Source organism: Catellatospora tritici (genome assembly GCF_019083965.1).
GTDB lineage: Bacteria > Actinomycetota > Actinomycetes > Mycobacteriales > Micromonosporaceae > Catellatospora > Catellatospora tritici.
Genome location: NZ_JAHRCY010000014.1, coordinates 66442 through 79083, shown reverse-complemented (window position 1 = coordinate 79083; position 12642 = coordinate 66442). Strand labels below are relative to the sequence as shown.

General features: G+C 71.3%; 10 protein-coding genes. 5 read left to right on the top strand and 5 right to left on the bottom strand.

Annotated elements, in window-relative coordinates:
- Positions 1-5: 5 nt before the first annotated feature.
- The gene (locus KUA19_RS28115; protein ID WP_308167334.1) at positions 6-740 is read left to right on the top strand and encodes a tyrosine-protein phosphatase; all 735 of its coding nucleotides are present in this window, start codon (positions 6-8) and stop codon (positions 738-740) included.
- A gap of 184 nt (positions 741-924) precedes the next feature.
- Here KUA19_RS28115 and lysS read toward each other — a convergent pair whose 3' ends face one another.
- Positions 925-2652, bottom strand: coding sequence for a lysine--tRNA ligase (gene lysS, locus KUA19_RS28110; RefSeq protein ID WP_217394873.1), 1728 nt, complete (start codon positions 2650-2652; stop codon positions 925-927).
- Positions 2653-2797: 145 nt separating this feature from the next.
- Positions 2798-3502 carry a sensor histidine kinase gene (locus KUA19_RS28105; RefSeq protein ID WP_217394872.1) on the bottom strand — a complete coding sequence of 235 codons (705 nt, stop codon included), beginning with the start codon at positions 3500-3502 and terminating at the stop codon, positions 2798-2800.
- Positions 3503-3615: 113 nt separating this feature from the next.
- Here KUA19_RS28105 and KUA19_RS28100 point away from each other — a divergent pair, with 113 nt between their 5' ends.
- Positions 3616-4404 carry an NUDIX domain-containing protein gene (locus KUA19_RS28100; protein WP_217394871.1) on the top strand — a complete coding sequence of 263 codons (789 nt, stop codon included), beginning with the start codon at positions 3616-3618 and terminating at the stop codon, positions 4402-4404.
- A gap of 140 nt (positions 4405-4544) precedes the next feature.
- On the opposite strand, the gene fdhD is transcribed toward KUA19_RS28100, so the two are convergent.
- Both fdhD and KUA19_RS28090 read right to left on the bottom strand, forming a co-directional pair.
- Positions 4545-5456 carry a formate dehydrogenase accessory sulfurtransferase FdhD gene (gene fdhD, locus KUA19_RS28095; RefSeq protein ID WP_217394870.1) on the bottom strand — a complete coding sequence of 304 codons (912 nt, stop codon included), beginning with the start codon at positions 5454-5456 and terminating at the stop codon, positions 4545-4547.
- Positions 5456-7726, bottom strand: coding sequence for an FdhF/YdeP family oxidoreductase (locus tag KUA19_RS28090; RefSeq protein ID WP_217394869.1), 2271 nt, complete (start codon positions 7724-7726; stop codon positions 5456-5458). The genes fdhD and KUA19_RS28090 overlap by 1 nt, the downstream gene beginning before the upstream one ends.
- Before the next feature lie 114 nt (positions 7727-7840).
- Here KUA19_RS28090 and KUA19_RS28085 point away from each other — a divergent pair, with 114 nt between their 5' ends.
- The 3 genes from KUA19_RS28085 (at position 7841) to KUA19_RS28075 (ending at position 11577) form a co-directional block, all read left to right on the top strand.
- Entirely contained in the window at positions 7841-8131 is a 291-nt protein-coding gene (locus KUA19_RS28085) for a hypothetical protein (protein WP_217394868.1), read from the top strand.
- Positions 8132-8333: 202 nt separating this feature from the next.
- Positions 8334-10058, top strand: coding sequence for an aa3-type cytochrome oxidase subunit I (ctaD, locus tag KUA19_RS28080; RefSeq protein WP_217394867.1), 1725 nt, complete (start codon positions 8334-8336; stop codon positions 10056-10058).
- Positions 10059-10305: 247 nt separating this feature from the next.
- Positions 10306-11577: an MFS transporter gene (locus tag KUA19_RS28075; RefSeq protein ID WP_217400766.1), complete on the top strand. Its 1272-nt coding sequence runs from the start codon at positions 10306-10308 to the stop codon at positions 11575-11577.
- Positions 11578-11760: 183 nt separating this feature from the next.
- Here the strand turns inward: KUA19_RS28075 and KUA19_RS28070 are convergent, their stop codons facing one another.
- Positions 11761-12558 (bottom strand): DNA-formamidopyrimidine glycosylase family protein, encoded by a 798-nt coding sequence (locus tag KUA19_RS28070; RefSeq protein WP_217400764.1) that lies wholly within the window; start codon positions 12556-12558, stop codon positions 11761-11763.
- Between the last annotated feature and the right edge of the window lie 84 nt (positions 12559-12642).

Below are 12642 nucleotides of genomic sequence, written 5' to 3'. Positions count from 1 at the left end.
GCGATGTGAGCAGACATGTCCCGTTCCAACGGGTGCACAATTTCCGTGATCTCGGCGGCTACCGCACCGCCGATGGCAGGACGGTGGGCTGGGGTCGGCTGTACCGGTCGGACTCCCTGAGCAAGCTCGACGACGCCGACTGGGCCGCGTTCCTGGCGCTCGGTGTCCGCACCGTGATCGACCTGCGCTACCCATGGGAGATCGAGCGCAACGGCCGGGTTCGCGGGCACGACAGCTTCACCTGGCACAACCTGAGCATCGAGCAGCGGCCCTACCGTCAGGCGGAGCTGGGGCCGGAGGTCGACCCGGTGCCCTTCCTGGCCGGGAAGTACGCCGAGGTGGCCGAGGACGGCGTGGCCGAGCTGCGCGTTGCGCTGGAGCTGATCGCGGCCGCGGACGGCGCGCCCACGGTGTTCCACTGCGCCTCGGGCAAGGACCGGACCGGGATCGTCGCCGCGCTGGTGCTGTCGTTACTGGAGGTGCCCGAGGACGTCGTCGTCGCCGATTTCGCGCTGACCGAACTGGCCACCGAGCACCTGGTGGCCGACATCACGGCCCGGATGGGGCGCCCGCCGATCTGGCCGGGGTACGGCCGGGCGCCGGCGGAGATCATGCGGTTGTTCCTGGCGGACCTGACCAGGGCGTACGGCTCCGTGCGCGGCTACGCGGAGCAGCGCCTGGGCGTGGACGAGACGATGGTTCAGGCCCTGCGCGACCACCTGCTCGAACCTCGGCCCTGACGCCTGACGCCTGACGCCTGACGCCCATCCTGGGTGCGGAGCACGGGCGCCGAGCGCGGGCGAGGGCGCTCGAGGCACGCGTCAATGCATTGACGCTGGCCTATCCAGGGGACGGATTTCGCGGAATGTCCTCTGGATAGGCCAGCGTCAAGGTAAGAGCGGGCCGGTCGGCCGAGTCAGCGGGTCACGGGGTCAGCAGTGAGCGGACTCGCTCCGGCCCCACCGCCAGCAGCAGCGTGGGCAGGCGCGGGCCGGTGTCCCGGCCCACCAGCAGGTGGTACAGCAGGGCGAAGAACTCCCGCTGCGCCACCTTCAGCTCCGGCGTCGGCTTGACGTCCGGCGGCAGCCCCAGCATCACCTTCGGCACGCCGTACACCAGCGTGGTCAGGCCCTCGAGTGACCAGTGCTCGTCCAGCCCGGCCAGCAGCAGCCGCAGCGACTCCCGCTCGGTCTCGCCCAGCGCCGCCAGCCGCTCGGCGTCGGGCGCGGCCAGCACCCGGGTGCGCTGGTCGGCGGGCACGTGGGTGGTGATCCAGCGCTGGGCCTTGTCCAGGCGCGGCCGGGTCTCGGCCAGGGAGGCGACCGGGTCGGCCGGGTCGAGGTCGCGCAGGATGCGCAGGGTCTGCGCCTCGTCGCCGGTGGTGACGTCGACGATCGAGGCGAGCGTGCGGTACGGCAGCGGGTGCGGCGTGACCGGCAGCAGCCCGGCGGCGGTGCCCACGGCGCGGGTGTACGCGGCGGCGTCGGCCGGGGTGGCGGTGTCGTCGCCGACCTTGCGGCCGAGGGTGTCCCACTCGTCGTACAGGCGCTGGATCTCCTGGTCGAACGCGATCTTGAACGACTGGTTGGGGCGGCGGCGGGCGTACAGCCAGCGCAGCAGCGGCGGCTCCATGATGTCCAGCGCGTCGGCCGGGGTCGGCACGCCGCCCCGCGAGCTGCTCATCTTGGCCATGCCGGAGATGCCGACGAAGGCGTACATGGGGCCGATCGGCTGCTCGCCGCCGAAGATCTCACCGACGAGCTGCCCGCCGACCTGGAACGACGAGCCGGGGGAGGAGTGGTCCACGCCCGAGGGCTCGAAGACCACGCCCTCGTAGGCCCAGCGCATCGGCCAGTCGACCTTCCACACCAGCTTGCCCCGGTTGTGCTCGGACAGCCGGATCTGCTCGGTGTGCCCGCACACACAGGTGTAGGCGAGCTCGGTGGTCTCGTCGTCGTAGGCGACCACGGTGGTCAGGTCGCGGTCGCACACCGAGCAGTACGGCTTGTACGGGAAGTACCCCGCCGCCGTGTTGCCGTCGTCCTCACCGGCGGCGCCCGAACCCTCGGCGGCCTCCGCGGCGGCGGCCGCCTCCTCCTCGTCGAGCTTGCCCTGCTGGGCGCCCGCCGCGCGGTTCTTGGTGCGGTAGCGGTCCAGCACCGCGTCGATGCGGGCCCGCTCGCGCATGGCCAGCAGGATCTGCTCGCGGTACTTGCCGGAGGTGTACTGCTCGGTCTGGCTGATCGGGTGGTACTCCACCCCGAGCTGCGCCAGCGACTCGATCATCGGCGCCTTGAAGTGCTCGGCCCAGTTGGCATAGGTGCTACCGGCCGGGGCGGGCACCGAGGTCAGCGGCTTGCCGATGTGCTCGGCCCAGGACTGGTCGATGCCGGGGACCCCGGCCGGGACCTTGCGGAACCGGTCGTAGTCGTCCCAGGAGAGGACGTGCACGCACTCGTACCCGCGGCGGCGGATCTCGTCGGCGACCAGGTGCGGGGTCATCACCTCACGCAGGTTGCCCAGGTGGATCGGGCCGGACGGGCTCAGGCCGGACGCGCAGACGATCGGTTTGCCCGGCGCGCGACGCTCCGCCTCGGCGATCACTTCATCCGCGAAGCGGGAGACCCAGTCGGCCTCGGGGCTTACAGCCACGACCAGCACGTCCTTTCCGTGAGAACGCTGGTGGGAGGCGTCGGCGGTCCGCCGTCCAGGCGGGCCGTCAAGGCGAGCCACTAGCGCAGAGGTGTTTCCACCATTCTCCCGGATGGCGTGAACCGGTTTTACGCCCGCCCCGGGCTCATCCCACCAGGGCGTGTGCGGGCAGCACCACCGAGGCGGCGATGCCGCGCTCCCCGGCCGGCTCCAGCTCGACCCGGATGTCGTGCCGCTGCGCCAGCCGCCCGACCACCCCGATGCCCATCTGCCGGACCGTGACCGCGCCGACCTGGACCGCCGGGTGGGCCAGCCGCTGGTTCAGTTCGCGCAGCCGCGCCGGTGGTATGCCGATACCCCGGTCCTCGATCAGGATCACCGCCCGGTCGGTCACCCGCCGCACCTCCACCAGCACCTTCGTGTCCGGGGCGGAGAACGCGGCCGCGTTGTCGAACAGCTCCGCCAGCAGGTGCACCAGGTCGTTGACGACCGGGGCGGCCACCACGAACCCCGGCTCGACCACGCCGAACTCGATCCGGCGGAAGTCCTCCACCTCCGAGCAGGCGCCCTGCAGCACCTCCTCCAGCGGGACCGGGTCGCGGCGGATGCGTGCCGACTCGCCGCCCGCCAGCACCAGCAGGCTCTCGTCGTTGCGGCGCATCCGCAGGGCGAGGAAGTCCAGCTCGAAGAAGTTCTTCAACCGCTCGGGGTCCTGCTCTTGCTGGCCCATCCGGTCCAGGCAGCCGATGAGCCGGTCGACCATGGCCTGCGACCGCCGCGACAGGTGCAGCAGCATGTCGACCGTCTCGAGGTGAGCTTCCTCGTTCGCGGGATCGGTCGGGGCGGTCATGGTGATCACTCCAGTGACGGTGACGGTTACCGGGGCGCTATAAGTGCTGGCGCAGACTCAACCACGTCGGGGGCGGGTCGACAAGCGGCCCGGCGACCGGTCAGGCTGGTGCCATGGTGGCGGTACCGGATCGGGATCGGGTCAGCGCGCTCCTGCTCGACGGACCGGAGCTGATCCTGCTCCGCCGCACCCGCCCCGAACTGGACCAGCCATACTGGGTGACGCCCGGCGGTGGCCGCGACAAGCACGACGCCTCGCTGATGGCGGCGCTGCTGCGCGAACTGGACGAGGAGCTGCGCGCGGTGGTGACCCCGCCGGTGCCGCTGACCTTCCGGGACAGCCCCAGCCCTGACGGCCGCCTGATCCGGCACCACCTCTACGCCTGCCGCCTGGTCTCGATGGACCCCGCCAACCGGTACGGCACCGAGTTCGCCAACCCGGCCAAGGGCACCTACGACGTGGACCGGGTGCCGTTCACCCTGTCCGCGCTGGCGGCGCTGAACCTGCAACCCGAGGTGCTGCGCGCCTACCTGGCCGAGGGGGTGGACCGGGTCGGGCAGGCGGCCCAGCACGGGCGGGCGGCGTACCGCCTCTGTTTCGCCCCGGACGCCTCGCCGGAACGCCTGCGTGCCGCCCTGGCCGAGGCGTACGGCGTCGAGGACGTGTCCATCGGATCCGCCGAGGAGTCGGCCGGGCCGCCGCCGCGGGTGGTGTTGCGGCTGGAGCCCGCCGCCGTCGTACTGGTCGCCGGGGACGCGCTGGCCCGGGTCACCGGCGCCAGCGAGCTGGAGCTCGCCACCCGGCTGTGCCGCCTGGCGGACACGTCCGCCCTGGTCGACGAGGGTCCGGGCCGCCGGTGGTCCGTCGCGCCGGACGGCTCCTACGCCCCCGCACACACCTGACCGCGCGGACCCACCCTGCAGTTTCGGGGAAAGTGCAGGAATCTTGGCCCGCTTTCGTGCTGTTTCCCGAAACTGCACCCTCCAGTGTCGCGGGGCGGCGCGACCCCCAGCGGCGCGGCGGCGTGGGAAGGGGCGGGTGGTCAGGGGAGGATGCGGTCGGGGCGGGTGTAGACGTTCATGGTCTGGCCGCGCAGGAAGCCGACCAGGGTCATACCGGCCTCCTCGGCCAGGTCGACGGCGAGCGTGCTCGGCGCCGACACCGCCGCCAGCACCGGGATTCCGGCCAGCCACGCCTTCTGGGTCAGCTCGAAGCTGGCCCGGCCGGAGACCAGCAGCACGTGCCCGGCCAACGGCAGCCGCCCGGCCTGCAGCGCCGCGCCGATCACCTTGTCGACGGCGTTGTGCCGCCCCACGTCCTCGCGCACGCTGACCAGTTCCCCGGCGGTGGTGAACAGCCCGGCCGCGTGCAGGCCGCCGGTGCGCTCGAAGGTCCGCTGCGCCTTCCGCAGCCGGTCGGGCAGCTCGGCGAGCACCGAGGCGGCCAGGAGCAGCGGATCGGCGGTCACGTCGTGCCGCGAACGGACCCGGATGGCGTCGATGCTGGCCTTGCCGCATACGCCGCACGAGCTGGTGGTGTAGAAGTTGCGCTCCACCCCCGCCTGCGGCTCCGGCACGTGATCAGCCAGCACGACGTCCACCACGTTGTATCCGCCGCTCTGCTCCGTCTCCTGCTCCGCGAGGTTAAGAACGGGCCCTTCACCTACGGAAAGCGATAACAGGGGGCCCTTCCTTACCTCGGGGCCGGCGCAGAGCTGGGCGGTGATCACGTCGCTGGGCGACGTGATCACACCTTCGGTGAGCAGGAAGCCGAGCGCCAGGTCGAGTTCGTCGCCGGGGGTACGCATGGTGACGGCCAGTGGACGGCGGGGGCGGCCGCGGTGACCGACCCGGATCTCCAGCGGCTCCTCGGCGGCCAGCATGTCCTGGCGGCGCGCGGACGAGCCGGACAGGTCGATCCGGGTGACGGTGCGGCGGTCGCTGGCCCGGCCCATCAGCGCGGCCGCAGCCGGACGATGACCTGCTTCGAGGTGGGTGTGTTCGACTCGGCGGCGGTGGAGTCCAGCGGGACCAGCACGTTCGCTTCGGGGAAGTAGGTCGCGGCGCAGCCTCGGGCGGTCGGGTAGGCGATCACGCGGAACGACTCGGCGACGCGCTCGCCGTCGGCCCACTCCGAGATCAGGTCCACCATGGTGCCGTCGGCGAGGTCGAGTTCGCGCAGGTCGTCGGGGTTGACGAAGACGACGCGGCGGCCCGCCTTGACGCCGCGGTAGCGGTCGTCCAGGCCGTAGATGGTGGTGTTGTACTGGTCGTGGCTGCGCAGCGTCTGCAGGAGTAGGCGGCCAGGCGGGATCGTCAGCACCGCGAGGGTGTTGGCGGTGAACCGGGCACGGCCGTCGGGGGTGGGGAAGCGGCGGCTGTCGCGGGGCGGGTGCGGCAGGGTGAACCCGCCGGGTTCGCGGACCTTCGCCTCGAAGTCGGTGAAGCCGGGCACGGTGTCGGCGATCAGGGCGCGGACGGAGCGGTAGTCCTGGGCGTACGACTGCCACGGGATGGTGGAGTCGGGCAGCAGGTGCTCGGCCAGGCCGGACACGATCGCCACCTCGGAGCGCAGCTGCGGCGAGGCCGGGGCGAGGCGGCCGCGTGAGGCGTGCACGCACGACATCGAGTCCTCGACGGTGACGAACTGGTCGCCCGCGGCCTGGGTGTCGCGTTCGGTGCGGCCCAGGCAGGGCAGGATCAGCACGGTCTGCGGGTCGGCGGTGACCACGTGCGAGCGGTTGAGCTTGGTGGACACGTGCACGGTCAGCGCGCAGGAGCGCAGCGCCGCCTCGGTGACGTCGGTGTCGGGCGAGGCGGCGGCGAAGTTGCCGCCCAGGGCCATGAACACGGACGCTTCGCCGTCGCGCATGGCGCGGATCGCCTCGACGGTGTCGTACCCCCGCCGGGACGGCATGGGCAGGGAGAGTGAGTCGCCCAATCGGGCCAGCCACGACGGCGGCTCGTGCCAGATGCCCATGGTCCGGTCGCCCTGGACGTTGGAGTGGCCGCGCACCGGGCACAGGCCAGCGCCGGGCAGGCCGATCATGCCGCGCAGCAGCTGCACGTTGACGACCTCGCGGATCGTCGCGACCGAGTCGCGGCCCTGGGTCAGGCCCATCGCCCAGCAGACGATGGTCGCGGGCGAGTCGGCGAACAGGCGAGCCGCGGCCTCGATCTGGTCGCGGGTCAGGCTGGTCGCGGTCGCGACCAGGTCCCAGTCCAGCTCGCGCACGGACTCGGCATAGGCCTCGAAATCCGCCGTGTACGAGGAGACGAAGCTCTCGTCCACCGCGCCCCACGACAGCAGCAGCGACCCGATCGCCTGGAACAGCGCCAGGTCTCCGCCGACCCGGATGGGCAGGTGCAGGTCGGACAGCGAGGTGCCGCCGCCGACCAGGCCGCCGACCTGCTGCGGGTTCTTGAACCGCATCAGCCCGGCCTCGGGCAGCGGGTTCACCGAGATGATCCGCGCGCCGTTCCGCTTGGCGATCTCCAGCGCGCTGAGCATGCGCGGGTGGTTGGTGCCCGGGTTCTGGCCCACCACCGCGATCAGCTTGGCCTGGTGGATGTCCTCCAGCGTCACCGAGCCCTTGCCCATGCCGATGGTGCTGTTCAGGGCCACGCCGGACGACTCGTGGCACATGTTCGAGCAGTCCGGCAGGTTGTTGGTGCCGTACGCCCGCGCCATCAGCTGGTAGAGGAAGGCGGCCTCGTTGGAGGTGCGGCCGGAGGTGTAGAACAGCGCGCGGTCCGGCTCGATCGCGCGCAGGTGGCTCGCGGCCAGCGCGAACGCCTCGTCCCAGCCGACCGGTGTGAAATGCGTCGCGCCTGGCCGCTTCACCATCGGCTCGGTCAGCCGCCCTTGCTGGCCCAGCCAGTAGTCGCTGCGCCCGGCCAGGTCGGCCACGGCGTGCTCGGCGAAGAACGCCGGGGTGATCCGCCGCAGCGTCGCCTCCTCGGCCACCGCCTTGGCGCCGTTCTCGCAGAACTCGAAGTGGGTGCGGTGCGCCGGGAGCGGCTCGGGCCAGGCGCAGCCGGGACAGTCGAACCCGTCGGCCTGGTTCATCTTGAGCAGGGTGAGCGCGGAACGGCGTACGCCCATCTGCGCCCCCGCGGCGCGCAGGCCGTGCATCACCCCGGGCAGGCCGGCCGCGCTGTCCTTGGGCGCACGCACGGTCAGGTCCTGGTCACCGACATCGTCGCGGGGAGGCTTCTTCGCCATACCTATGACCCTCTCACGTTTCTCGCGGTGCGTAGCCGCCGGTCGGCGTCTAGCCTGTGGCGGTCACACCGGCACCCCGGCCGGTGCGATCCCATCCCCTGGGGAGGACGATCGATGAAGGACTGGATCGCCGGTCTGCTGGCCGTACTCGGGACACTGCTGATTCTGGCCGGTGCGACGGTGACCGTCGTGAAGACACTCACCCCCGATCCGGGTGCGACCGCGGTCACCACCGACCCGCTGGGCGGCACGGCCGTGGTCGCGGGCAGCCGGTTCACCCGCTGGCTGCACCGCATCAGCGCGGCCGACCGGCTGATCGCCTGGGGCGTGGTGCTGCTGGTGCTGGCCGCGGTGGCGGCGGGTGCGATCTCGCTCAATCTCAGCGCCGCGGCGGGCACCCGCTGACCAGCGGCCCGCCGAACGTGAACGGCGGCCCGGCCCGCGTGACCGGGCCGCCAACTTACACCGTTCGGCGCGGCTAGGTGCACCCCGCGCTCCCTGGCCACCTGCGAAGGATTATTCTGCCTCCGAGGTACGCCTCAACTGATCAATCCGGGCGGCGGCGCGCAGGCGTCGTGGCGGCCGGGCCAGCCACAGGAGGCCACACGTGACCACCGTCGCACCGCAGCCGATCGCGACGCGGCCCTACCCCGTGCGAAAGCAGATCAAGGGTTCGGCGATCGCGCGACTGCTGCGTACCACGGACGCGAAGCAGATCGGGATCATGTATATGGTCACCGCCTTCGTGTTCTTCCTGATCGGTGGCCTGCTGGCGCTGCTGATGCGCGCCGAGCTGGCGCAGCCGGGGATGCAGTTCCTGACCCCGGAGCAGTACAACCAGCTGTTCACCATGCACGGCACGATCATGCTGCTGTTCTTCGCGACGCCGATCGTGTTCGCGTTCGCGAACTACGTGGTGCCGATCCAGATCGGCGCACCCGACGTGTCGTTCCCGCGCCTGAACTCCTTCGCGTACTGGCTGTACCTGTTCGGGGCGAGCCTGGCCACCGCGGGGTTCATCACGCCGGGCGGTGCCGCGGACTTCGGCTGGTTCGCGTACGCGCCGCTCAACGACGCGATCAACTCGCCCGGCATCGGCGCGGACATGTGGATCGCGGGCCTGGTGCTGTCGGGTCTGGGCACCATCCTCGGCGCGGTCAACATGATCACCACGATCCTGACCCTGCGCGCGCCCGGCATGACGATGTTCCGTATGTCGATCATGACGTGGAACATCCTCGTCACCAGCCTCCTGGTGATCATGGTCTTCCCGCTGCTGGCCGCCGCGCTGCTGGCCCTGCTGGCCGACCGGCGCCTCGGCGCCCACGTCTTCGACCCCGCCACCGGCGGCCCGATGCTGTGGCAGCACCTCTTCTGGTTCTTCGGCCACCCCGAGGTGTACATCGTCGCGTTGCCGTTCTTCGGCATCATCTCCGAGGTCATCCCGGTCTTCAGCCGCAAGCCGATCTTCGGTTACACCGGTCTGGTCGCCGCGACCCTGATGATCGCCGCGCTGTCGATGAGCGTGTGGGCGCACCACATGTTCGCCACCGGCCAGGTGCTGCTGCCGTTCTTCTCGTTCCTGAGCTTCCTCATCGCCGTACCCACCGGCATGAAGTTCTTCAACTGGATCGGCACCATGTGGCGCGGCCAGATCACCTTCGAGACACCGATGCTGTTCGCCCTCGGCTTCCTGGTGACCTTCCTCTTCGGCGGCCTGTCGGGCGTGCTGCTGGCCAGCCCGCCGATCGACTTCCAGGTGTCGGACTCGTACTTCGTCGTGGCGCACTTCCACTACGTGCTCTTCGGCACCATCGTGTTCGCCGTGTACTCGGGCATCTACTTCTGGTTCCCGAAGATGTTCGGGCGGATGATGGACGAGAAGCTGGGCAAGGTCCACTTCTGGCTGACCTTCATCGGCTTCAACGCCACCTTCCTGGTGCAGCACTGGCTCGGCGCCGAGGGCATGCCCCGCCGGTACGCCGACTACCTGCCCTCGGACGACTTCACCTTCCTGAACGGGTTCTCCACCGTCGGCGCGTTCATCCTGGGCGCCTCCACGCTGCCGTTCATCTACAACGTGTGGAAGTCCTACCGGACCGGTCCGATCGTGACCGTGGACGACCCGTGGGGCCACGGCAACTCGCTCGAGTGGGCCACCAGCTGCCCGCCGCCGCTGCGCAACTTCGACAGCATGCCGCGCATCCGCTCCGAGCGGCCCGCGTTCGACGCCAAGTTCCCGCACCTGGCGGTGAGCACGGGTACGAAGGCTCCGGTTATCGAGGCGCCCAGCTACTCGCACGGGCGGCAGGGCGGGGAGCACGAGGTTTAGTTTGTGGGCGCGCTTACTGAGCGCGCTGAGCTGAGGGCGGGGTGGCTGCGTACGCAGCCACCCCGCCCTCGCTCGTTGCGCGGTAAGGAAGGGCCCCTGCTTATCGCTTTAGGTAGAGGAAGGGCCCCTTCTCAACGCCGACCGTCGCGGGTCGACGTGATGGGGATTACTCCAGTTCACCTGGTAAATGGATTGCCCCGATGTCGGTGGGGTCAGGCACCATGGTCGGCTGGAGGTAACAACCGCAATGACCATCGAGCCTTACCGCAAGATTCTCGGCCTGCCCGGCGTACGCGCGTTGCTGCTGGTCGGGCTGGTGGCTCGGATTCCGGTCATCGCCACCGGCATCGTGCTGACGCTGCACGTCGTCAACACCCTCGGCCTCGGCTTCGCCCAGGCGGGCCTCGTCGGCACCGCGTCCACCATCGGCTCCGCGATCGGCTCGCCGATCACCGGCCGCATGATCGACCGGTACGGCCTGCGCCCCGTCCTCATCATCACCACCACCGCCCAGGCCCTGTTCTGGCTGGCCGCGCCGAGGCTCGGCTACGCGGCCCTGCTCGGTGCCGCGGTGACCGCCGGTCTGCTGGGGCTGCCCGTGTTCACGATCGTCCGGCAGAGCCTCGCCGCGATGGTCCCGGCCGACCAGCGCCGCCCCGGGTTCGCGCTGGACTCGATGGCGGTCGAGCTGTCATACATGGTCGCCCCGGCGGCGGCGGTGGCGGCGGTGAGCCACTTCGGCAGCCGCCCGGTCATGATCGCGGTCGGCCTCGGTGTGGTGCTGGCCGGGCTCGCGCTCATCCTGCTCAACGCGCCGACCCAGGCCCCGACCGAGGACGGCGTGGCCGAGGTCGCGGTGCCGCGACGCCAGTGGCTGCGCCCACGGGTGATCGCACTGTTCGCGCTGACCGCGTCGCTCACCTTCGTGCTGACCGCCTCCGACCTGTCGCTGATCGCCGTGCTGAAGGGATCCGGCCAGCAGAACTGGGCCGGGGTCGTGATCGCGATCTGGTGCCTCTACTCGCTGATCGGCGGCTTCGTCTACGGAGCGCTGCACCGCAACGTGTCTCCGGCGCTGCTGGCGGGCGGCCTGGCCGCGCTCACCGTACCGGTCGGACTGGCGGCCGGGGCGCCCTGGTGGGCGCTCTGCCTGATCCTGATCCCGTCGGGCGTACTGGTCGCGCCGGCGCTGTCGGCCACCATCGACACGCTCAGCTCGTGGGTTCCGGCCGGTTCGCGCGGCGAGGCGATGGGCCTGCACGGCACCGCGCTGACCATCGGCGTGGCCGCGGGCGCCCCGTTCGCCGGGGCGATCATCGACTCGGCCGGTCCGGGCTGGGCCTTCGCCGCCGCCGGAGCGGTCGCGCTGCTGCTCCTGGCTGGGGCGCTGCCCTTCTGGCGCTCCGCCGCGGAGCCTGCCCCCGCCTCCGTTCCCGCCGAGCCTGCCCCTGCGGTCGTTCCCGCCGAGCTACTGCAGCACGACACGCCTGCCGAGCTCGCCCCGAGCCTGTCCGCGTGATCGCGCCGGGCCGCGCTGCCGCTGGGCCGCGCTGCCGCTGGGCCGCGCTGCCGCTGGGCCGCGCTGCCGCTGGCGTGGGGCGGCTGCAGTTTCGGGGAAACTGCTGGAATCCGCGCCAAGATTCGTGCACTTTCCCCGAAACTGCAGCATTACTCCCGTGCCCGTCGGCGTCGCGTCCTTACCTCAATGCGGGGTGGGGGAGGGCTGGCAGCGGGGGCACCAGTAGGTGATGCGGTCGCCCTCGCCGTCCTTGCTGATGGGGCTGTTGCAGTTGCGGCAGGGCTGGGCGCGGCGGCCGTACACGTAGCTGGTCTCGCCGCGGCGCAGTGAGCCGGTGGTGGTCTGCGTCCAGCGGCCGCGGTTGTGGGCGAGCAGCCGCTGCGCCAGGTCGACCAGGCCGGGCAGGTCGGGCACGTCGCCGATCGGGGTCCACGGCCACACGCCGCGCAGGAACAGCACCTCGCACTTGTACAGGTTGCCGATCCCGGCCAGGTTGCGCTGGTCGAGCAGCGCCGACGCGACAGGGGCGGCCGGGTCGCGGGTCAGGCGGCGTACCGCCTCGGCCGGGTCCCAGTCCGGCCCGAGCAGGTCGGGGCCGAGATGGCCGACCAGGCGCTCCTCCTGCGCGGTGGGCACCAGCGACAGGTCGTGCAGGTGGAAGCCGACGGCGGTACGGTCGCCCGCCCGCAGCACGACGCGGATGGTGTGGGCGGGACGGGCGTTCCAGCGCTGGCCGGGGCCGTACACCCGCCAGGCGCCCTCCATCCGCAGGTGGGAGTGGAGGCTCAGGTCACGGCCGCCCGCCGTGCGTAGTCGCAGCAGCAGATGCTTGCCTCGGCTCAGCGATTCGACGACGTCGGCGCCGGTCAGGTCGATGGTGGCCAGCTGCGGCACCCGGAACTGCGAGCCGGTCAGGGTGCGCCCGACCAGCCCTTCGCGCAGCACCTGCGCGGTGTTGTAGACGGTGTCGCCCTCGGGCATGCCCCCATACTGCCGCAAAGGGGCGGGGCCCCGGTCCGGACGTCGCGGTCCGGGCCGGGGCCCCGTTCAGCGGGCCTCGCTGGA

Excerpts from the sequence above, each read along its gene's own strand:
- KUA19_RS28105 (WP_217394872.1), bottom strand. The coding sequence starts at position 3,502 with ATGACCGCCCCGACCGATCCCGCGAACGAGGAAGCTCACCTCGAGACG.
- KUA19_RS28100 (WP_217394871.1), top strand. The coding sequence starts at position 3,616 with ATGGTGGCGGTACCGGATCGGGATCGGGTCAGCGCGCTCCTGCTCGAC.
- fdhD (WP_217394870.1), bottom strand. The coding sequence starts at position 5,456 with ATGGGCCGGGCCAGCGACCGCCGCACCGTCACCCGGATCGACCTGTCC.
- KUA19_RS28090 (WP_217394869.1), bottom strand. The coding sequence starts at position 7,726 with ATGGCGAAGAAGCCTCCCCGCGACGATGTCGGTGACCAGGACCTGACC.
- KUA19_RS28085 (WP_217394868.1), top strand. The coding sequence starts at position 7,841 with ATGAAGGACTGGATCGCCGGTCTGCTGGCCGTACTCGGGACACTGCTG.
- KUA19_RS28075 (WP_217400766.1), top strand. The coding sequence starts at position 10,306 with ATGACCATCGAGCCTTACCGCAAGATTCTCGGCCTGCCCGGCGTACGC.
- KUA19_RS28070 (WP_217400764.1), bottom strand. The coding sequence starts at position 12,558 with ATGCCCGAGGGCGACACCGTCTACAACACCGCGCAGGTGCTGCGCGAA.